A 20,369-nucleotide genomic window follows, 5' to 3' on the forward strand; every position below is an offset into this window, starting at 1 on the left:
TCCGATACTGAACCAATGACTGTACGGGGTTCGCCCTCGTCGAGGAGATGACATGGAATTGCCCAACCCTGACCTGCCAGGCCTGTTCGCCCAATTGGGTCTGGACAATGACGAGAAAAGTATCGATGCTTTCGTTGCGCAACATCGATTGTCCGATGATGTGAAACTGATCGACGCCGAATTCTGGACACCCCAACAGGCAGCATTCCTCAAGGAAGAGCTGCGCGCCGACGCCGAGTGGGCGCCTGTGGTCGACGAACTGAATGTTCTTCTGCACAAAAAACCCTGACAGCATAAGAGTGATGCAGGCCAGCCTGCATCACTCTTGCGTCAAGGCTTACTGAGGATAGCCCGGCTGACCGATATTAGGGTGCAATATCCGCCCGCCAGGCTCGGGGGCATGCACGAACACCGCATCACTGAGGCTGCCCAGCCTGCCAATCGCCGCGCTCCAGTGGGCCGAATGATGGATGTAGCGCCAGCGAAGAATCTTCTCTTCATCCTCGCTCAGGTTGTAAGGATCCCCCCGCGCATAATCGATCAGCTTGCAGGCAATGCCTTCGAGTTCGGGCGGCAGCTTGAGGTCTTGTGTAAGGGGAATCGGTTCGAACGGCACACCTTCGTCACAGGCCAGCGCATGCATGACCCGCAGATGCACCCGCGACAGATGGCCGAACACCTGACGCCGCAGGCAGACGGCAATCACTGTCGAACGCCCTCCGAAAGATGCCCGGCCGCGGGATCGGCATTGGGCATCACACGCCTGAACCTGCAGCGAGGCCTGAGTGTCCAGTGGATCGATCCAGCGCTCTGCATCCATCGCACTCAGCTCGGCCTGCACTTGCAGCCATGCCGAAGTCGATTCAGGCAGATCGTTGGCATACAGCGTGCTGACACGTGGCCGGGTGAGCAATACGTTTTCCTCCATCTGCGGAAGATACCCGCCGCCGATGTCGGCATGCGCTCCAGGCAGAACGATTTCTCGCGGCCACACCGGCCTTATGCTGTTCAACGCAAAATTGCGTCGCAGTTCATCCCGGGCCACCAGATGCAGGACCTGTTGTGCGCAATCGGGCGGCAGGTAAAGATTGACGCGTCGATTGGCCGAGTCACTGACGCTGCCCAGATCCTTGAGGCTGCCGATGGCTGCAACGGTATCGAACAGACCGACAACCTTGATCCGCACGCTACCGCCCTTCCAGCTGAAGTCTTCGCTCAACCGAACCTTGCGGCTGCCCAGTAAAGGCTCAAGCAAGCCTGCGGACTGTTTGAGCACTTCGTTGACAAAGTGTCTGGCCGATGCGGCGCCCCGGCTGAACCCAAAGACGTCCAGCTCGATTGCCTCAATAACACACCCTGGGTTGGAGTACGCAAACGCCCTGAGCCGCGAGTCCAGCTTTTTGACCGCCCGCTCGACTTTGGCCACAACACCCGTGGGCCCCCGCCCAAAGCTCTGTCCCGGCCAGAGTGAATCACGACTGCCCGACGTCGTTCCGGCGCCACTCACATAGATCGACCAATAAACCCGTAATCCACCACCGTCATTGGCGGCAACTTGCTGATCACGATAAAGATCGGCCAGTCGGGCGATATTGGTCAGATCATTGCTATAACTGCTGGAAGGATCGGAATGCCGTCCTGCACATTCTCGAATATGCCGTTCACCATTGACCTCCATAAGCGCCTGACAATCCGCGCCGATCCGGCTATTGAGTCTGTTATTGCCTGTTCCATCGAAGAATACGCCTGCCCGTATGGTTACGCGCAGCGCCGCCGCGTTCGAAACGACAGCGTCTCCTTTAACATTCCCTGTATTTTTCATGCTGTTTCCGTCCTTAGATGTTCCCTGTAGCGGCAACTGTCAAATCAACCATTCATGCCGTCGATTTAACTAGCTTGCTCAAGCCATAAGAACAGTCAAGTAACGAAAATACTTTTCGGAAATTTCCTACAACAATAAAACAACAACGAAAAAACCAGGAAAATAAACACTGTAAAAACAGAGAAACGATATTTTTATATATCCACCCCAAGGGTGGACACATTCAATATAGTTGCCGATCTTTTGAACTGCGCCCATTCAGCGTTGAGTGGCCGGCTATTTCATGGCCGCGGCTTCGGGCTTGTAGCCCAGCCTCAAGCCGCCCCAATGCCTGCCCTTGACCATGATCGGCACGGACAGGTCATGCATCAGTTCACCGGTATCGCGGGTATAGGTCTGCAACAGCACGGGCTGTTGATGGCTGCCGCAACGGATGCCGGTCCGGTCATCGAATTTGCGCTTACTGCGGTTGCGGGCGTTGTCGACAGCAGAGTCGCCGGTCAACGGTTGATTGAAGGCATTGTTGTGCGTCGGTACGTAACCCTGCTGCGTGCAGGCGATGGCGAAGACGAGCCCCTCATGCCGTGACAGCAACGGTTCCTGCACAGCGGGCAGGACCTGATCGGTATAGCGGTCGAAACGGGTGTTGAAACGCGTCGGCGACGTGTTCGGGATGGGTTTGTACTGCCGGTCGAACAAATCATCGAGGCTGACGGTTCCCCGTTCGATATCGGCTTCGAACTTCGCCGCGATCTGCTGTGCACCTTCGCGGGCCAGGTCATAGATGCGCTGATGGTAGTCATCCAGACCGACCTGTGCCAGACGCTGGCTGATGGTTTCCGCCTGCCCCTCCATCTGTACGGCCGCCTGAGCCAGATGCCGGGTCTGCTCGTCGCTGACGGCCAGATCGCTGCGCATGCGCTCGACGGCAACGAACAGGCCAGCCAACTGATCCTGATTGGTCTGCGCGCCATGGGCAATTTCACCCACCTGGCTTTCCACCTCAACCGCAAGACGTGCAATGCTCTCAAGGTGTTCGCCGGTCAGTTCCACCTGCTGGACACCGCTGTCCAGATCCGCCGACAACTGGCGGATCTGCTCGACAACCTGACTGGTGCGTTGCTGGATATCGGCGACCATCTGCCCGACTTCCTGCGTAGCGCTGGCTGTGCGGCCGGCGAGTCCGCGCACTTCATCGGCCACAACGGCAAAGCCGCGCCCGTGCTCGCCAGCGCGCGCGGCCTCAATGGCAGCGTTGAGTGCCAGCAGGTTGGTCTGGCTGGCAATGGACTGAATCACCAACGTCACGCGCTGGATTTCTTCACTGCGTTGATTCAACGCCTCGATCAATTCACGGCTGTCCACTGCTCCCTGACTCAGGCGGTGCATGCGCTGGATGGACTCGTTCAGAACCACGCTGCCCGCATCACTTCGCTGACGAGCCTGGCTGGCCGCGCTGAGGGCCTGCTGGCTCAGTTGGGCGGTCTGGCGTTCAGTGGCAATCATGACCTCGGCGCTGCCCACCACCTGTTCCGCAGCATCGAGTTGCGACTGCACTCTGTCTGCCAGTTGGCGCACGGAAAACGCGACTTGCGCAGCGGAAAGCGCGTTGTGGCTGGTGGTGTGGGAAAGGTCACGGGTCAGACGCCCGATGGCGCTGTCGTCCGGCGCTTCCAAGGGCCGGACGGTGTTTGCAGGCAGCAGACGTGGCAACCAGATCACCAGCAGGACAACCGGCACGGCGAGGTAAAGGGAGACACTGGCAAAATTGATCGTCGCCAACAGCAGGCACAGGGCAAGCGTCTGTAGAACGGAGACCCAGAGCCGTTTTGCCACGAATGCGTTGTCGGACATGCTGCATCACCCCAAGCGTTTATTTATCGTTGTTTGTCCTCATTAAACGCTAGAAACCGGCCATCTGCCATGAGCCATTGGTGGTAGCGGGCAACATTCCCTTGAATAAATCGCAGGCACAATAAAACCGGGAGGCAATTGCTCGCCTCCCGGTTTCGTGACACCTGCCCGCGGCCTGTGGATCAGGCCTGGCGCTGGTGCTTGTCGATCTGCTCGTGGCGCTCTTGCGCTTCGATGCAATACTTGGTCGTCGGGCTGATCAGCAGACGCTTCAGGCCGATCGGCTCGCCGCTGTCATCGCACCAGCCGAAGGTGTCTTCAGCGATACGCGAAAGGGCCATTTCCAGCTGCGGCAGCATGCGCTGGTCACGGTCGATCACGTTTACCAGCCAGTGACGCTCTTCTTCGACAGAGGCAGCATCGGCAGGGTCAGCAGGTGTATCCAGGCTCTCGATGGCAATGCGGCTCTGCTCGATTCGCTCGTGGATTTCGACCTTCATGTTCTGCAACAGCTCGACGAAGAAAGCGTGCTGCTCGGCGTTCATGTAGTCATCGGCCGGCATGGCCAGCAACTTTTCCTTTGTCATTGATTTCTCTATAAAAAAACGTGCATTGAGGAGCGGCTCAACGTTGCCGTACAAGCGCCATGATCTCCAAGCGCCACCAGGCACTCAATTTACGAGGGGCGGCAGTCTAAGGCCGCCTCGCGCACTCGGCAACACAATTGAAGTTTTTTGGCCAACAATTGCGTGGCAGCCCCTGAAAACCGGGCACCAAACCTGTATTGCGCCCGGTTGGATGAGGGTCTGACCGGCACAGAACCAATCGGTTCCAGCTACCTTGCAACACACAAAAGGGCCTCGAAGGCCCTTGTGTGTGTGCAGGTTGCGCTCAGCGCTTGGTCTTGCGCTTGTTGCGATACTGATCGATGACGACCGCCACCACAATGATCAGCCCTTTGATGATGTCCTGAACGTAGGCATCGACCCCGACAAAGGTGAACCCGCTGGCCATGACACCCAGGATCAACGCGCCGATCACCGTACCGGTGATGCGCCCTACTCCGCCCGCCAGACTGGTGCCACCGATCACCGCAGCGGCGATGGCGTCCAGCTCATAGGACATACCCATCCCCGCCTGCCCGGTCGCCGCCCTTGCCGATGCCACCACACCGGCAAGGCCGGCCAGCAATCCGGCGATGCTGTAGACAATGACCAGATGGCGTTTGACGTTGATCCCCGAGGTACGGGCCGCCTGCATGTTGCCGCCGATGGCATAGGTGTACTTGCCATACTTGGTGTAACGCAACGCGATGTGGAAGATGACCGCCACCACCAGAAAGATGATTACCGGCATCGCGCCTTGACCGATAGCGGTGTAAGAGTCCGACAGCATGCTTACTGGCTGGCCTTCAGTGTAGAAGCGCGCAAGGCCGCGGGCCGACACCATCATGCCGAGGGTCGCGATGAACGGAGGAATGCCGGTGATGGCAATGATACTGCCGTTGATCGCACCGGCCAGCAATCCGACCCCAAGACCGACCACCACCGGTATCCACACCGGCAGATCCGTCAGTGAAGGAAAGACCGCACGGGAAAAATCCGAGGTCTGCGCCAGACTGGCGGCGACCATCGCCGACAACGCCAGCACCGACCCTGAAGACAGATCGATGCCGGTGGTGATGATCACCTGCGTCACGCCTATGGCCAGCAGTCCAATGATCGATACTTGCAGGATCATCAGCACCAGCCGCTGCGAATTGAGCAGGAAGCTCTGATCTCGGACGATCCAGCCGAACAGCTCGAAGATCAGACCGATACCGATCAGAACCAGAAAAATGCTCAGCTCGGTCGGCAGTCGCCGCTTGTTTTTGGTCGGCGCCAGGGCCGGCTTGTTCTGCAAGATAGCATTGCTCATGGTGTTACCCTCTTGTTCTTGTTCTGGCGTGTTCTTCTGGCCAAGGCCAGCCTTGCGAACTCAATGGACTCGATGTCCGGAAGCCAGATGCATGACTTTTTCCTGAGTCGCCTCACTGCGCGGCAGGATCCCCATCATTTCGCCTTCGTGCATGACCATGACCCGGTCGCTCATGCCCAGCACTTCGGGCAACTCCGAGGAAATCATGATGACCGCCATGCCTTCGCTGGCCAGAAAGGCAATCAGGCGGTAGATCTCGGCCTTGGCGCCCACGTCGATACCGCGGGTCGGCTCGTCGAGAATCAATACTCTGGGGTTGGTCATCAGCCAGCGGGCCAGCAACGCTTTCTGCTGATTACCTCCGGACAGTGTGTCGATGCATTGTTCCAGCGAAGGGGTCTTGACCCGCAGCTTCTTGCACATGTCTTCGCACAGCGCCCGCAAGGCTTTCTGTTTGACGAAGCCATTGCCTGCGTAGTTGGCCAATACTGCCATTTCCATGTTTTCCATCACTGACAGGCAGGGAAACAGCCCGGTCAGTTTACGATCCTCGGTCAACAGCGCGAATCCCAGCCCGATGGCCTGATGAGGGTCGCCGATGCGCACCGCTGTGCCATCGTAATGAATCTCTCCGCCATCGCTGGGCGTGATGCCGAACAGGGTTTCGGCAACGTTTGTTCGCCCCGAGCCCATCAGCCCGGCGATGCCAAGAATTTCGCCCGCATGCAGGTCGAAGGACACGTCCTTGAAAATGCCGTCCAGGCGCAGATCACGTACTGACAGGAGTAGATCGCCGATCGGTTTTTCACGCTCCGGAAAGAGCTGGGTCAGCTCGCGACCGACCATCATCGAGATCAGGCTGTCGCCGTCCATGCTTTCGGCGCGCTGCAGGCCGATATAGCAACCATCACGAAACACGGCTACTTCGTCTGCAATCTCGAACACTTCATTCATCTTGTGCGTGATGTAGATGATGCCCTTGCCCTGCGCACGCAGGTCGGAAATGATCGAGAACAGATGCGCGACTTCAGTCTCGGTAATGGCCGAGGTCGGCTCGTCCATGATCAAGACATCGGAGTTGTAGGAAACCGCCTTGGCGATCTCGACCATCTGTCGTTCGGCGATGCTCAGATTGCCCACCAGTTCCTCCGGATCCAGCTTGATGCGCAGGCGCTCAAGCAGTTCGGCGGTGCAGCGGAACATCTCCCGGTGGTCGATCATGTGCAGCCCGTTCAGTTGCTCACGGCCGATCCAGATGTTCTCCGCAATGCTCATGAACGGCATCAGGTTCAGCTCCTGATGGATCATGGCAATCCCGGACTGCAGGGCGGACAGCGGGGTGTCGAACGTGACGGGCTTGCCCCGCAGGCGGATTTCGCCTGCGTCGGGCTGATAGATGCCGGCAATGATTTTCATCAATGTCGACTTGCCGGCGCCGTTCTCGCCCATCAGCGCCAATACGCTGCCGGGACGGACCCGCAGTTGCACATCGTTGAGTGCAATGACGCCTGGAAAACCCTTGCTGATGTTGCTGATTTCCAGCAGGTAAGGCGGTTGGGCATTCAGGGCATCGTGACCTGCACTACCGGAAGAGTCGCGCTGGGCAGGCGTGGGGGTGGCAGTCGCTGAACCGGACATGGTGACAAGCTCCTCAAGCGACAGGACCGGGGTGCAGGATCCGCCCCGCCTGTCGGCTGTTCTTATTTGAAGGTGACGACGTTTTCAGGCGTGATCAGGCGGTACGGAATGACGATGGTCTGAGACTCGAGGGTCTCCTTTTTCGCCATTTTCACGGCTGCATCGATAGCTCCGTTGGCCTGACCCTTGGCGTCCTGGAAGACCGAGACCGTCAGATCACCCTTGGTGATCGCGTTGAGCCCGTCGGGCGTGCCATCCACACCGGCAACGAAGACCGAGCCCTGCTTCTTGCCAGCCTGCTTCAGAGCCATTGCCGCACCGATTGCCATCTCGTCGTTATTGGCGAGTACGGCGTTGAAATCACGGCCCTGGGTGATCCAGTCATTGGTCAGATCCATGCCTTTCTGGCGCGACCAGATGCCGGTCTGTTCCTGATCGATCTTTATGCCGGGATATTTTTTCAACACTTCCTTCACGCCGTCGGTACGGCCTTTCGTGGAGTTGTTGGCCAGATCGCCCAGCAGGATCATTACGCTGCCCTTGCCGCCCATTTTTTCGGCGATGTACTCCATCTGCAGCCGGCCGGCCTCGACGTCATCGGACGTGACGGTAGCAACGCCTGCGGGCAGTCTGGGATCATCAGGACGACGATTGACGTAGACCAGCGGAATGCCGGCTGCGACTGCAATTTTGGTGATTCTGGCGGTGGCGGCAGTGTCCACCGGGTTGACGATCAGGGCGTCAACTTTCTTGCCGATCAGCTCCTGAACCTGATCGAGCTGCTTGTTCACGTCAGCTCGTGCATCGACGAACTGCAGCGATACGCCATCGGGCATGGTCTTGGCCTTGGCGCTCATGTCTTCGCGCAGGTAGGTCAGCCAGGTGTCGTCGAACTGCGACATCGCCACGCCCACCTTGATATCGGCCAGGGCGGCACCGCTGCCGAGCATCAGCGCCAGGGCCATTGCGGTGAAACGAATCGGGGTCTTCATGAAGGTCTGTCTCCAAATTCTTGTTGTTGTTCGGACTTGGTAACGACGTAGCGATGAAGCTATCAAGCAAAGGGTGACTTATCGGGGCAGGCGCAACCCGGTCGCGCCGGGAATGCAGAACAGCAACGCATCCTTTTGGCGCACACACATGCCGCTTGCGACGAGGGTCAGGAAGCGCTCCATGAGCCGGATCCAGAATGCGGAGGGTGCGGAAAGCCTGGCGGGTACGCCAGAGATGGGGGTTTTCATCGACATTACCTATCTTGTTTTTGTTGGCTTGCTACCTGTGACGTTCAGACATGTCTGACAGCCCAGAGGGTTCGATAGTCGGTAACCTGAAAACGACTCTATTGGAAAATATTTTCCAATTCAACTGATTTTAGAATTTATTCTGTTTTTTCTTTTGTCTGCCCGAGAATGTCAGAAAGCCCGACTCCCTCATGGGTGCCGGGCTATCCGAATGCATCTATTCATCCACTTGAAACGTTACAGAACCACGACGCGTCCCTCACGTGAACTCAGACGTGCCGCGTCCATGACCTGAGCCGACGCAACGGCATCGTGCGGATCCACCGGTAGCGGTGCCTGCCCCTGAACCGCATCCTGCAACTGGCGATAGAACGCCAGCCAGCAGCCGCGTTCGGAAGGCACTCGCTCACGATGATCGCCCTGCTCGAACCAGCCCCATCGTCGATGCTCCTCCACGCCCCAGCGCTCGCCTTCGGAACGCGGTGTCAGTCCTGCAAACGCGGCATCCTCCTGACCGTCCAGCCCTTCGACGCTGTAACAGCCCTGCGAACCGCTGACCCTGAAACGCGGCCTCGGGGTGTTCTGCAAACAACTGCCGGAGAGGTGCGAAACCACACCATTGGCATGGGTCAGCGCAACGAAGAAGGTATGGTCCAGTTCACGCTCAGTGCCTGCAAACTGCAGCTCGGCGTACACCCGTTCTACCGGCCCGAAAAGCACCAGTGCCTGATCCACCAGATGACTGCCCAGATCGCGCAGTACCCCGCCGCCACTCGCCTTGCCCACGGAGCGCGGCGAATAGCGCTCGATACTGGACTCGAAACGACTGATCGCCCCCAGCACCTGATTGTCGATCAGCTTGCGTACCGTCAGAAAATCCGAATCCCAGCGTCGGTTCTGATAGACGCTGAGCAGCACGCCACGCCGTTCGGCAGCCTCGACCAGCTCGCGCGCCTGAGCGGCATCGTTGGCAAACGGTTTATCGCTGACCACCCCTACGCCCAGCTCGATGGCTTCCAGTATCAGCTCACGACGTGACGCCAGGGGCGTGGAAATCACCACCACATCGACCCCGGCGTTCACCAACTCAGCCAGCGTGTCGAACGTGGCCACGCCGGGATGATCGTTGGCCACTTCCTGCCGTCGCTCGGGTGAGCGGGTAACGACGCCCACAAAAGTAGCGTCGGGCAAACTCGAAATCAGCGTGGCATGGAAGTAACGCCCTCCCTTGCCGTACCCCACCAGTCCTGTTCGCATGGCATTCTCCTGTCCAGCAATAGCCTGGCAATGGTTCAAAACAGGTGCCGCTTATAAAGCGGCGCCTTTACGTCAGCCCTGGATCAGCTGTAAAACACCGGGCGTTGTTCCAGGCTGATCGGTACGATCGCTCCGCTGCCCTGCGCCTGGACGCAGGCATCGGCGGCGACCGCGGCGCAATAGCCGTCCCAGGCCGAAGGACCCGTGAGTGTGCCAGCAGAGACGCCATCAATGAAAGCCTGCAGTTCGACGTCATAGGCAGCGATGAATCGATCCTTCCAGTCCATCAGGATCGCGTTGGACAGCTTGGCCTCGCTGCGCAGCTGGACTTGCGACGGCTCAGGCAGTTTGGCGATGCCGGTTTCGCCGACCACTTCGCACTGAATGTCATAGCCATACTGGCAATTGACGAAGACCTCGACATCGATGCGCGTGCCGCGCGCGGTTTCCAGCATCACGATCTGCGGGTCGCGCATGTGGGCCAGTGCCTTGCTGGTCTTGCGCGGGAAGACCACTTGCACCGAGACGTAATCGTCGTTGAGCAACCAGCGCAGCACATCGAGTTCATGAATCAGCGTGTCGGTGATCGCCATGTCGGTCTTGTAGTTCTCGCCGACCCGCGGATTGCGATGCGCGCAGTGCAGCATCAACGGCTCGCCGATCTGACCGCTGTCGATCACCGCCTTGAGGGCGCGGTAGCCTTGATCGTAGGGCCGCATGAAACCGACTTGAACCAGACGCCTGCCGCCTGCGATTTCGGCTTCGACGATGTGCCTGCAACCTGCCGCCGTCACGGCAAGCGGCTTTTCACAGAACACCGGCTTGCCCGCTGCGATGGCGGCCAGCACGTACTCTTCGTGAGTTGCACCCCATGAGCAGACCAGCACTGCCTCCACGTCGGGCGCTGCGATCAGCGCGTGGCCGTCGGCATACACCTCGGCGCTGATGCCCAGATCGCTCACCACTTTTGCGGCCTGCTCCAGATTGATGTCCGTGACGGCCACCACCTGACTGCCGATCAAGGCTTTGCTGCAACGACGGATATGATCCTGACCGATTGCGCCTGTACCGATCACACCTAGTTTCAAAGTCATTTCACTGTCCTGTATGAATGATTGTTCTTGTTTGAAGGTCTGAAAAAACTCGGGCAATCAATACTGACGAGCCTTGGCCAGTTGCTGGTTGAGCTTTTCGTACACCTGGGCCGTGGTGCCTGTCGTCGACACTTCGGCCACTCCGACCCGCCACCACGACAGGTAGTTGTGAATCATGGTCTTGGGCAGAACCTTGATATCGATCAGGGTCGAGACGGTCTGACGCTGCGCATCCGCCAATGCTTCATGCAACTGTTCGGCAGTACTGACCTTGTAGGTCTTGCAGCCATAAGCCGCCGCGCTCATGGCAAAATCCACCGGCACGAAGTCGCCGTCGAGCTGGCCGGTCTCCTGATTGCGGAAACGAAACTCGGTGCCGAAGCTGTTCATGCCGTGTCCCATCTGCAAGTTGTTGATGCATCCGAACGTCATGTTGTCGAGCAGCACGATATTGATCTTGCGCCGCTCCTGAATCGAGGTGGCCAGTTCGGAGTGCAGCATCATGTAGGAGCCGTCCCCCACCAGTGCGAATACTTCCCGCTGCGGCTGAGCGAGCTTCACGCCCAGCGCGGCGTTGACCTCGTAGCCCATGCAGGAGTATCCGTACTCGACGTGATAGGTATCAACGCCGGTGCTGCGCCAGGCACGCTGCAGATCGCCGGGCAGGCTCCCCGCTGCGGCGACGATCACCGCATCAGTGGGCAGGTTCTGATTGAGAATCCCCAGCACGCGGCTCTGGGTCAGACACGAGCCGGTCAGCTCGATGAATTCGCGCAGCACAGCCGGATCCGTGTGGTCATTGATTTCCGGGACGAAATCCTCGTGCTGATACTCCACCGCATACACGCGGTCAACTTCGGCATCCAGTTCGGCCTTTGCCGCTCGCGGTGCATCGCCCCAGGCAGCCCGGTAATCGCGGCTTTCCAGCTGTCCGGTCAGCGCCTGCAAGGCCGTTTGCGCATCGGCCAGCACCTGCACGCCGTCCAGCTTCTGCACATCGAAGGCGCCGACATTGAGGTTCAGGAACTGTACGTCGGGGTTCTGGAACAGCCATTTGGACGCAGTGGTGAAATCGCTGTAGCGGGTGCCGACACCGATGATCAGGTCTGCTTCCTGCGCCAGCCGATTGGCCGCGATGGTGCCAGTTTCGCCGATGCCACCCATGTTCAATGGATGCGCCGAGACAATGGCGCTCTTGCCCGCCTGGGTTTCAGCGAAGGGAATACCGAAGCGTTCTGCAAAGGCTTGCAAGGCCTGCGCAGCACCGGAATACCGCACGCCCCCGCCACATATAAGCAGCGGCTTGCGTTTGCCGGCGAGCAACGCCAGCGCGTCATCAAGCATTGCCTGGCTGGGCGGTCGGCGGTCGATACGGTGTACGCGCTTCTGCAGGAAGCTGTCAGGGTAATCCCAGGCTTCAGCCTGCACATCCTGGGGCAGTGACAACGTCACGGCGCCGGTGTCGGCAGGATCGGTCAGCACGCGCATGGCATTGAGTGCGGCGCTCATCAACTGTTCGGGACGGTTGATGCGGTCCCAGTATTTGCTCACGGCCTTGAACGCGTCATTGGTACTGATGCTCAGGTCATGGAATTGCTCGATCTGTTGCAGCACCGGGTCCGGCTGACGACTGGCATAGACATCGCCGGGCAACAGCAGCAACGGAATGCGGTTGGCCGAAGCCGTGGCTGCTGCCGTGATCATGTTCGCCGCACCCGGCCCGACCGACGAGGTGCACGCGTAGATTTTGCGACGCAGGTGTTGCTTGGCAAAACCGATGGCCGCATGGCACATGCCCTGCTCATTACGGCCCTGATGGACCACCAGCTCGCCGCTGTCCTGTTCCAGTGCCTGGCCCAGACCCAGCACGTTACCGTGACCAAAGATGGTGAACATGCCAGCGACAAATTTGCTCTGTACGCCATCGATTTCGACGTACTGGTTATCAAGAAACTTCACCAGAGCCTGAGCCATGGTCAGTCGGGTAGTACTCATGCTCGCACCTTGTTGTTGTTTGAGGTGGAAGGTGTTTTCAGCCCGGCTGACATCGGTCTTCGGGCTTATTTCCTTTTCTGCCATACTGCTTCGGCGCAGCAGACCAGGGCCTGCGGGAGGCGGCTTGCTGGCGACTGCGTCAGTCCGGTCACCGACACGTCTTCAGACAGAATGCATCGTCGGCAAGCCGCTTCCCACAGACTGTTTATCTGTCACAGTTCGTTAACCCGCCGCTACAGCGCGGGACAGGTGGCCCATGCTTGCCGACATCGCCTGAGAGATGTCGGCAAGCGCATGCACGCTCTCGGCAAAGGGCTCGAAGGACAGGTAACCGGTATAGCCGCCACCCAGCAGGCGCTCTATCTGTGAGGTGTTGCCAAGAATGTCGGCCTCGCCCACCAGTACCCTATGCCCGTCGCGAATGCTGCTGAGCGGTGCATTTGAATCTTCGACGCCGGAGATATGCACCAGCCCGGTCCACTCCGGAAACAGTTCGACCTCGCCCGCCAGATGGTGGTGAAAGGTGTCGTGAACCAGACGAAACACATCCAGACCGCCCACCTGTTTGATCGCATCGACCGCCTGACGCTTGAGGCGCAACGAGCACTCCTCGAACCCAAGCGGCTCGACGAAGCCCAGAAGGCCATGCTCGCGCAGGATCGGCGCCAACGCCGTCAATGCAGTGCGCAGGGCCGACGCACGCTGCGCGGCATTGCGCGGGTCGCCATGGTCATTGAGTGGACACAGCACCAACCCCTCTGCGCCACAGTCCCGGGCGTACTGCGCCAGTTTCGTCACCTGAGCATGACGCTCATCGTTCCAGACGTCGAAGGGATACAGTGCATTGATCGAAAGGACACGCACACCTTTTGCGGCGCACTGCTCACGCACCCTCTGTGGCGGCGTACCGTCTTCGATCTCGATGCCCTTCAGGTCATTGCGGATTTCGATGGCATCGGCCCCAAGGCTCACCGCCATATCAAGGAAATCAATCAGCGACAGGCGCGGTGCGACCATACGGTTGAGGGCAAAACGGAGGGGTTGGCTCATTGTTTTTGTTCTCCACTTCCCGTTGAAGAAAACCTATTTGGCGGTCGGCATGCTGAATTCCGGGCCCTTGGCAATGCTGTCCGGCCAGCGCTGCATCACACTCTTGTAGCGGCTGTAAAAGCGCAGACCTTCTTCGCCGTAGGCATGGTGATCGCCAAACAGCGACCGCTTCCAGCCACCAAATGAGTGCCAGGCCATGGGGACTGGAATCGGTACGTTGATGCCGACCATGCCGACCTTGATGGAGCGGGCAAACGCACGTGCCACCCCCCCATCGCTGGTGAAACACGAGACGCCGTTGCCGAATTCGTGAGCGTTGATCAGCTCGACCGCACTGGCGAAATCAGGTGCATGCACGATGCCCAGCACCGGTCCGAAAATCTCTTCCTTGTAGATCTGCATGTCTGGCGTGACGTTATCGAACAGCGTCGCACCGACGAAGAAGCCCTGCTCGGCACCCGGCACCTTGAAGTTGCGCCCGTCGACGATCAGTTTCGCGCCCTCCTTGACGCCCTGGTCGATGTAGCCTTCGACCTTGGCCTTGTGCACCGCAGTGACCAGCGGGCCCATGTCCGAATCGGCGTTCATGCCGTTGCCAACCTTGAGCTGATCGATGCGCGGCAGCAGTTTGTCGATCAGCGCCTGCCCCACGTCGCCCACGACGACCGCGATGGAGATCGCCATGCAGCGCTCGCCGGCGGAGCCGAAGGCCGCGCCAATCAGTGCATCGGCGGCCTGATCCAGGTCGGCATCGGGCATCACGATCATGTGGTTCTTCGCACCGCCCAGCGCCTGTACACGCTTGCCGTGCGCTGTGCCCTGCTGATGGATGTACTCGGCAATCGGTGTCGAGCCGACGAAGGACACCGCTTCGATATCAGGGTGTTGCAACAACGCATCGACTGCGACTTTGTCGCCCTGCACCACGTTGAACACACCGTCGGGCAGACCGGCTTCCTTCAACAGACGCGCCATCAACAGGCTGGCCGAAGGGTCACGCTCGGACGGTTTGAGAATGAAGCAGTTGCCAGTGACGAGTGCCATGGGAATCATCCACAGCGGGACCATGACGGGGAAGTTGAACGGCGTCACACCCGCACAGACGCCCAGTGGCTGGCGCAGGTTCCAGTTGTCGATGCCGCCGCCGATGTTGTCGCTGAAATCGCTCTTGAGCAGGCTGGGTGCACCGCAGGCAAATTCGACGATCTCGATGCCGCGTACCACTTCGCCGCGAGCATCGGACAACACCTTGCCGTGCTCACGGCAGATGATTTGCGCCAGTTCGTCATGATGACGGTCCAGCAATTCCTTGAACTTGAACATCACCCGTGCACGCCGCAGTGACGACTGATCGGCCCAGGCCGGGAAAGCCGCTTTTGCTGAAGCGACCGCTTCATCCACGGTCTTGAGGCTGGCCAGCGCCACGCGTGCCTGAACACTGCCGAGCGCCGGATTGAACACGTCGCTGTAGCGTTCGCCATCGCCGTCATGCACCTGACCGTTGATGTAATGGCCGATCACCGGTGAATCGCTCATCTGACTGACTCCATGTAAGAGAAAAAATTAAAGTTCCAGCAGCCAACTGTGCTGCGGATCGTTATGGAACTGCCACGCGCGGGTCGGTCCGGCCATCACGTTGAGGTAATAGGATTCGTAGCCATAAGGCACGGTGACCGGGTGATAGCCCTTGGGTACGACCACCAGATCGCTGTTTTCCACCGCCATGGCCTGATCGATGCTGCGGTCATCGGTATAGACGCGCTGGAACACAAACCCCTGAGGTGGATTGACCTGGTGGTAGTAGGTTTCTTCAAGAAAGCTCTCGTGAGGCAGGTTGTCCCGATCATGCTTGTGGGGCGGATAACTGGAGGAGTGACCCGACGGTGTGCGCACCTCGACGACCAGCAGCGAATTAGCGACTTCGGTGTCCGGCAGAATGTCGCACACGTAACGGGTATTGGCGTTCTTGCCGCGCACACTGCGCTTCATGCTGTCCGGTGTGATCAGGCGCGCCGGGGCGCGCTTCGTGCGGTCGCCGGGCGCTGCGCAGACCGCCAGGTGAGCCGGCCCCAGCGCCGTGAAATGCGCCTGACTGTCAGGCGGCAGGTAAACGGCGAACGGCGATTTCTCTTCGAATACCGAGTGCCGGTCGCCGATGTTTTCCCAGTTGAACGCACCCTGCCCCGGCGCTTCGCCGCTGACACTGGCATGCCCGGTGAGCAGCACCACGCACAGTTCGTGGTCTCCCGCGTTCAACGGCAAACGGTCCCCGGCCTCGAGCCGGTAGGCGGAGAAGCCCACGTACTCGAGTGCGCCCTCAGGTAACGCAACGATGTCTCGACCCTGAGCTTCGCTTTTGATCAACAGATTCATTGTCCAGTCCTCTTTATCGAGCATCGGCCAGCAACTGGCGCAGCGTGTCATAACCCTTTTTGGCGTAGACGTAGCTGGGCGCGACCGCTGGATCCTGTTCGGCCTCGACCACCAGCCAGCCTTTGTAATCGGCTTGCAACAGCACCTTGAGCAACGCCGAAAAATCAATATCACCATCACCCGGTACTGTGAAAGTGCCGTTGATGATGCAGTCAGGAAAACTCCACAGATTGTTGCGAGCCAGTTGCACGACCGGCTTGCGCACATCCTTGAAATGCACGTGGCAGACGCGGTCGATATGGCGGCCAAGCACATCGACCGGCTCGCCGCCACCCATGTAGCAGTGACCCGAATCGAACAGCAGACCCACTTCATTGCCAGTCAACGCCATCAGGCGGTCAATGTCCTGCGGGGATTCGATGTACGCGCCCATATGATGGTGGTACGCCAGTCGCACACCTTGCGACAGCGTGAATCGGGCCAGCTCGGTGAGCTTGTCGGCATACTCGCGCCAGGCGGCATCGGTATGAAAGCGCGGTCGTTCGACCAATGGAATACGCTGCCCCTGAATCGAGTCGGCCACCTCGCCATACACCAGCACCGAGGCACCGTTTTCGGCCAGCAGTTGCACGTGAGAGGCAATGGCTTCGATTTCTTCGGCCACGGAGCGACGGGCCAGCCGACTGGAATACCAGCCGGACACCAGGGCCAGATCGTGGGGGCGCAGGACATCGCCGACGCCCTTGGCATCCTTGGGGAATTTGCCGTTGAGCTCGAAACCCTCGTAGCCGATGGCCTTGCCTTCACTCAGCGCAGTACTGAGCGGCGTTTCGCCGCCCAGCGCAGGCAGGTCATCGTTGCTCCAGGAAATCGGGTTGATGCCGATGCGGATGTTAGATACGGAAGCGGGCATGGCTGGACCTTTTTGTTGTTATCACGGCGTCAATGACGTTTGAATTCAGGCGCGGCTTTCGCGCCAGGACTCAATCAACCAGTTGAACGTGCTCTGGACCCTGGCCACCAGGGTCGCGTCATCGATCTCCCCGGCCATCCAGGCCCGGCTCGGTTCGCGAAAGATTGTCCGGCCGACGGCAAACCCCTGACAGGTGCGGCTGTCGCGTGCCGCGGCAAATCCGGCCGCCAGATTTTCGACAGGCGCGTTCAGACCCAGCAGCACCACACCACGGCAGTACGGATCGCGCTCTTCGATCAAGGCATCCAGCTGCTGCCAGACTTCGGCGGTCTGCGCCTCGATCTTCCACCACGCAGGATAGATGCCCAGGTTGTACAGGCGCTTGAAGGCTCGCAGCATGACGTCGGGATAAGTCGAGGAGTGATCTTTGGGCGGGATGATTTCCAGCAGCAGCTCGTGTCCGCTGACCTTCGAGGCGTCATACAACGCCTTGATCTGCGCTTCCTGCTCCAGGCGCAGCATCGGCTCATCATCGGGGTGGTATTGCACCAGGCACTTGATGATCTGCTCCTGCGGCCAGTTGATCAGGTTGCTGCCAATCGAACGGCCATGTTCGAACGCCAATGGTCTGGAGCCCTGAATTTCCACAGGACGCGCCACCCACCAGCCACGACCGGTGGCGGCATTGAGCGCATCCTGGCCGAAACGCTGGTCAGCCAGCAATCCCACATCAGCCTCGACACCCCGGTTGCGCAGATCACTTTCGACCCGGTCCACCGCCTGCACGAACAATTGCTTGATCTTGCCGATACTGCTCAGGTCACGACCCGCCTGCTGCGCCAGTTCGACAAGCTGCCCGCGATGATCGAACGCAAAAATGAACAGTTGCTTCCACTGTTTGCGCGCGACGCTGACCTGATGCAGGCGTTGCAGGCCGACATCCTGGTCCGGCCGGGTGATCGGTTCCGGACTGTTGAACAGGTAGTCCAGCTCCGCAGGCGTCGGCATGGCCGGCGCGCAGGCATGACGCGAGACCACCAGACCGCCACAGGCATTGGCCAACTGGCAGCAACGCTCGTCGCTGGCGTCCTTGAGCCAGCCGCTCAGAAAACCGGACATGAAGGCGTCGCCCGCCCCCAGCACGTTAAGTACTTCGACGCGCACGCCGGGATAGATCGCGCCGTCCTCCAGACGCACCGGAATTGCGCCATGGATCACCGTGCAGCCCTGCGGACCGAGTTTGACCACCAGCGTGGCGGCCGTATGCTCGCGCACCGTGCGCAGGGCGCTCAGCAAATCCGTCGCCCCCCCTGCAATCAGGAACTCTTCTTCAGTGCCTACGATCAGGTCGAAACGCGGCAGGATGCGCTGCACATGCTGGGTGACGTTCTGATCGGCGACAAAGCGCGTTTCGCCGTCGGCCTTGCCGGCCAGCCCCCAGAGCACGGGGCGGTAATCGATATCCAGCACCCGGTGCACCTGATGCTTCTCGGCGTAGTCGAGGGCTTGAATGCTGGCTTTGAAGACCTGATCGGTCGAGAAATGCGTGCCGGTGATCAGCAGCGCCTTACTGGACGCGATCTGTGCTTCATCGATGTCTTCGGCCCGCAGCGCCATGTCGGCGCAATTCTCGCGGTAGAACACCAATGGAAATGTTTCGCGATCTTTCAAGCCAAGCAGCACCATCGCGGTCAGCCGCTCGGGGTCGCGCTTGATTGCGCTGACATCGCAGCCTTCGCGAGCCAGGGATTCAACCAGAAAACGCCCCATGTGGTCGTCGCCGACTCGACTGAGCATCGCTGATTTCAAGCCCAGCCGCGCCGTGCCAAACGCGATGTTGGCCGACGAGCCGCCCAGGTATTTGGCGAAGCTTGAAACGTCCTCCAGGCGGGCACCCACCTGCTGCGCATAGAGATCGACGCCCAGGCGTCCAAGACAGATTAGATCCAACTGACGCCCGGTAGCAAAGCGTGTCTGGCCCATGGTGGCTCCTGTTATTTTTATCAGCCTGCACGGCGAATATCGTGTACGCGTCGTGCCTTTGTGAATGCAGCCTAAAACGTCCCGCAGGATCAATCAATATTTATTCTATAATTTTTTATAGTGGAATATTTTTTCCATAAGCCTTTGCAAGTGCTGGCACAATGGACGGGCAGGTGCGATATAGTTCCAGCCCTGCCAAAAGCAGCCTTTATTGTCGGGGCTCCCCTACACGCCAACGCCCCGAAAAAACGTAAGAAGGATTGACTATGAACAGCACCGACCAGCCGTCTCTGCCAGACGCTAGCGTCGACATGCCACCGACCAGCGCCGAAGGCCTGTTGCGGCTGATCACCGACGAGTACGACGCCCTGCCCCGTCAGCTCAAACGCATTGCCAGCTACATGAGCCAGCAGAGCGACCGGATCATGGTCGACCGGATCAGCGATATTGCGCGTGAGTGCGAGGTTCACCCGTCAGCCATCGTGCGCTTCTCGCAGCGCTTCGGGTTCAGCGGTTTCAGTGAAATGCAGGCACTGTTTCGCGAAGCGTACACGCACAAGACCACGCCGGTGCAGAACTACCAGCAGCGTATTCGCAGCATGATCGCCAACAAATCCCACAAGGCCAGCGGCGGTGACCTGGCCCGTGAGTGCGTGAATGCAACCCTGTCCGGGCTGGAACGCCTGGGTGCGGAACTCGATGATGAGGAATTCGAAAAAGCCGTGGATCTGGTAGTCAATGCCGACAACATCTACGTGGTGGGTGTACGCCGTTCATTCGCGGTCGCGGACTATCTGGTCTATAACCTGCAGCACACCAACAAACGCATCCACCTGATCTCGGGGCTCGGGGGCAGTTACCGTGAGCAGATGCGCAGCGTACGCGCCAACGATCTGGTGATCGCCATCAGCTTCACGCCATACGGCAAGGAAACCCAGCACTGCCTGCGTATCGCCCAGCACCATCAGGCCAAGACGTTGATCATCACTGACAGTAACCTGTCGCCGCTGGCCAAGCGGGCAAATTCGGTCCTGCTGGTCAATGAGGGCAGTTCGTTCGCCTTCCGCTCACTCAGCGCCACGCTGTGCCTTTGTCAGGCACTGTTCATTGCCGTGGCGTATCGACTGGAGTTGAAAGTGGACGAGATACACGAGCAGGTGGGATTCGATGATTGAAGACAGGTGCGATACGGGGAAGTGAGGTCCACCAGAACGGCTTCCACTTCCCCGCCA

17 protein-coding genes are annotated in these 20,369 nt (G+C 59.3%); 3 read left to right on the forward strand and 14 right to left on the reverse strand.

Features of this window, described 5'->3' with window-relative positions; all coding sequences use genetic code 11:
- Nucleotides 1-52 precede the first annotated feature (52 nt).
- Nucleotides 53-289 carry a DUF2789 domain-containing protein gene (locus KDX39_RS23895; RefSeq protein ID WP_231662033.1) on the forward strand — a complete coding sequence of 79 codons (237 nt, stop codon included), beginning with the start codon at nt 53-55 and terminating at the stop codon, nt 287-289.
- 48 nt (nt 290-337) lie between these two features.
- Here the strand turns inward: KDX39_RS23895 and KDX39_RS23900 are convergent, their stop codons facing one another.
- The 6 genes from KDX39_RS23900 to KDX39_RS23925 all read right to left on the reverse strand — a co-directional run bounded on the left by KDX39_RS23900 (nt 338) and on the right by KDX39_RS23925 (nt 8,223).
- Entirely contained in the window at nt 338-1,822 is a 1,485-nt protein-coding gene (locus tag KDX39_RS23900; protein ID WP_231662034.1) for a T6SS phospholipase effector Tle1-like catalytic domain-containing protein, read from the reverse strand.
- Between the two features lie 276 nt (nt 1,823-2,098).
- On the reverse strand, nt 2,099-3,676 hold the full coding sequence (locus KDX39_RS23905) for a methyl-accepting chemotaxis protein (protein WP_231662035.1): 1,578 nt from the start codon (nt 3,674-3,676) through the stop codon (nt 2,099-2,101).
- Nucleotides 3,677-3,858: 182 nt separating this feature from the next.
- Nucleotides 3,859-4,263: a TraR/DksA family transcriptional regulator gene (locus KDX39_RS23910; RefSeq protein ID WP_004883780.1), complete on the reverse strand. Its 405-nt coding sequence runs from the start codon at nt 4,261-4,263 to the stop codon at nt 3,859-3,861.
- A gap of 304 nt (nt 4,264-4,567) precedes the next feature.
- Entirely contained in the window at nt 4,568-5,593 is a 1,026-nt protein-coding gene (locus KDX39_RS23915; RefSeq protein ID WP_025993042.1) for an ABC transporter permease, read from the reverse strand.
- Between the two features lie 60 nt (nt 5,594-5,653).
- On the reverse strand, nt 5,654-7,231 hold the full coding sequence (locus KDX39_RS23920) for a sugar ABC transporter ATP-binding protein (RefSeq protein WP_099228466.1): 1,578 nt from the start codon (nt 7,229-7,231) through the stop codon (nt 5,654-5,656).
- Nucleotides 7,232-7,293: 62 nt separating this feature from the next.
- Nucleotides 7,294-8,223 carry a sugar ABC transporter substrate-binding protein gene (locus tag KDX39_RS23925; protein WP_099228465.1) on the reverse strand — a complete coding sequence of 310 codons (930 nt, stop codon included), beginning with the start codon at nt 8,221-8,223 and terminating at the stop codon, nt 7,294-7,296.
- A 181-nt stretch (nt 8,224-8,404) separates the two neighbouring features.
- Between KDX39_RS23925 and KDX39_RS26400 the strand changes: the two genes are divergently transcribed.
- On the forward strand, nt 8,405-8,530 hold the full coding sequence (locus tag KDX39_RS26400; RefSeq protein ID WP_257109177.1) for a hypothetical protein: 126 nt from the start codon (nt 8,405-8,407) through the stop codon (nt 8,528-8,530).
- Between the two features lie 179 nt (nt 8,531-8,709).
- Here the strand turns inward: KDX39_RS26400 and KDX39_RS23930 are convergent, their stop codons facing one another.
- The 8 genes from KDX39_RS23930 to KDX39_RS23965 all read right to left on the reverse strand — a co-directional run bounded on the left by KDX39_RS23930 (nt 8,710) and on the right by KDX39_RS23965 (nt 19,137).
- A complete protein-coding gene (locus tag KDX39_RS23930) occupies nt 8,710-9,729 on the reverse strand; it encodes a Gfo/Idh/MocA family protein (RefSeq protein ID WP_231662036.1) in 1,020 nt (339 codons plus the stop codon).
- 83 nt (nt 9,730-9,812) lie between these two features.
- Nucleotides 9,813-10,823, reverse strand: coding sequence for a Gfo/Idh/MocA family oxidoreductase (locus tag KDX39_RS23935; protein WP_231662037.1), 1,011 nt, complete (start codon nt 10,821-10,823; stop codon nt 9,813-9,815).
- Between the two features lie 57 nt (nt 10,824-10,880).
- Nucleotides 10,881-12,818 (reverse strand): 3D-(3,5/4)-trihydroxycyclohexane-1,2-dione acylhydrolase (decyclizing), encoded by a 1,938-nt coding sequence (gene iolD, locus KDX39_RS23940; RefSeq protein WP_231662038.1) that lies wholly within the window; start codon nt 12,816-12,818, stop codon nt 10,881-10,883.
- Between the two features lie 222 nt (nt 12,819-13,040).
- A complete protein-coding gene (locus KDX39_RS23945) occupies nt 13,041-13,868 on the reverse strand; it encodes a TIM barrel protein (RefSeq protein WP_231662039.1) in 828 nt (275 codons plus the stop codon).
- A gap of 33 nt (nt 13,869-13,901) precedes the next feature.
- On the reverse strand, nt 13,902-15,404 hold the full coding sequence (locus tag KDX39_RS23950; RefSeq protein ID WP_231662040.1) for a CoA-acylating methylmalonate-semialdehyde dehydrogenase: 1,503 nt from the start codon (nt 15,402-15,404) through the stop codon (nt 13,902-13,904).
- A 27-nt stretch (nt 15,405-15,431) separates the two neighbouring features.
- On the reverse strand, nt 15,432-16,241 hold the full coding sequence (gene iolB / locus KDX39_RS23955) for a 5-deoxy-glucuronate isomerase (protein ID WP_231662041.1): 810 nt from the start codon (nt 16,239-16,241) through the stop codon (nt 15,432-15,434).
- A 13-nt stretch (nt 16,242-16,254) separates the two neighbouring features.
- Nucleotides 16,255-17,154 carry a myo-inosose-2 dehydratase gene (iolE, locus tag KDX39_RS23960; RefSeq protein ID WP_231662042.1) on the reverse strand — a complete coding sequence of 300 codons (900 nt, stop codon included), beginning with the start codon at nt 17,152-17,154 and terminating at the stop codon, nt 16,255-16,257.
- Between the two features lie 45 nt (nt 17,155-17,199).
- Nucleotides 17,200-19,137, reverse strand: coding sequence for a bifunctional 5-dehydro-2-deoxygluconokinase/5-dehydro-2-deoxyphosphogluconate aldolase (locus KDX39_RS23965; RefSeq protein ID WP_231662043.1), 1,938 nt, complete (start codon nt 19,135-19,137; stop codon nt 17,200-17,202).
- Between the two features lie 266 nt (nt 19,138-19,403).
- Here KDX39_RS23965 and KDX39_RS23970 point away from each other — a divergent pair, with 266 nt between their 5' ends.
- Complete coding sequence (locus tag KDX39_RS23970) at nt 19,404-20,312, forward strand: MurR/RpiR family transcriptional regulator (protein ID WP_231662044.1); 909 nt, start codon at nt 19,404-19,406, stop codon at nt 20,310-20,312.
- The last annotated feature ends 57 nt before the right edge of the window (nt 20,313-20,369 follow it).

Source organism: Pseudomonas sp. CDFA 610, assembly GCF_021147865.1.
GTDB classification, from domain to species: domain Bacteria; phylum Pseudomonadota; class Gammaproteobacteria; order Pseudomonadales; family Pseudomonadaceae; genus Aquipseudomonas; species Aquipseudomonas alliivorans.

Excerpts from the sequence above, each read along its gene's own strand:
- KDX39_RS23895 (WP_231662033.1), top strand. The coding sequence starts at position 53 with ATGGAATTGCCCAACCCTGACCTGCCAGGCCTGTTCGCCCAATTGGGT.
- KDX39_RS23900 (WP_231662034.1), bottom strand. The coding sequence starts at position 1,822 with ATGAAAAATACAGGGAATGTTAAAGGAGACGCTGTCGTTTCGAACGCG.
- KDX39_RS23905 (WP_231662035.1), bottom strand. The coding sequence starts at position 3,676 with ATGTCCGACAACGCATTCGTGGCAAAACGGCTCTGGGTCTCCGTTCTA.
- KDX39_RS23910 (WP_004883780.1), bottom strand. The coding sequence starts at position 4,263 with ATGACAAAGGAAAAGTTGCTGGCCATGCCGGCCGATGACTACATGAAC.
- KDX39_RS23915 (WP_025993042.1), bottom strand. The coding sequence starts at position 5,593 with ATGAGCAATGCTATCTTGCAGAACAAGCCGGCCCTGGCGCCGACCAAA.
- KDX39_RS23920 (WP_099228466.1), bottom strand. The coding sequence starts at position 7,231 with ATGTCCGGTTCAGCGACTGCCACCCCCACGCCTGCCCAGCGCGACTCT.
- KDX39_RS23925 (WP_099228465.1), bottom strand. The coding sequence starts at position 8,223 with ATGAAGACCCCGATTCGTTTCACCGCAATGGCCCTGGCGCTGATGCTC.
- KDX39_RS26400 (WP_257109177.1), top strand. The coding sequence starts at position 8,405 with ATGAGCCGGATCCAGAATGCGGAGGGTGCGGAAAGCCTGGCGGGTACG.
- KDX39_RS23930 (WP_231662036.1), bottom strand. The coding sequence starts at position 9,729 with ATGCGAACAGGACTGGTGGGGTACGGCAAGGGAGGGCGTTACTTCCAT.
- KDX39_RS23935 (WP_231662037.1), bottom strand. The coding sequence starts at position 10,823 with ATGACTTTGAAACTAGGTGTGATCGGTACAGGCGCAATCGGTCAGGAT.
- iolD (WP_231662038.1), bottom strand. The coding sequence starts at position 12,818 with ATGAGTACTACCCGACTGACCATGGCTCAGGCTCTGGTGAAGTTTCTT.
- KDX39_RS23945 (WP_231662039.1), bottom strand. The coding sequence starts at position 13,868 with ATGAGCCAACCCCTCCGTTTTGCCCTCAACCGTATGGTCGCACCGCGC.
- KDX39_RS23950 (WP_231662040.1), bottom strand. The coding sequence starts at position 15,404 with ATGAGCGATTCACCGGTGATCGGCCATTACATCAACGGTCAGGTGCAT.
- iolB (WP_231662041.1), bottom strand. The coding sequence starts at position 16,241 with ATGAATCTGTTGATCAAAAGCGAAGCTCAGGGTCGAGACATCGTTGCG.
- iolE (WP_231662042.1), bottom strand. The coding sequence starts at position 17,154 with ATGCCCGCTTCCGTATCTAACATCCGCATCGGCATCAACCCGATTTCC.
- KDX39_RS23965 (WP_231662043.1), bottom strand. The coding sequence starts at position 19,137 with ATGGGCCAGACACGCTTTGCTACCGGGCGTCAGTTGGATCTAATCTGT.
- KDX39_RS23970 (WP_231662044.1), top strand. The coding sequence starts at position 19,404 with ATGAACAGCACCGACCAGCCGTCTCTGCCAGACGCTAGCGTCGACATG.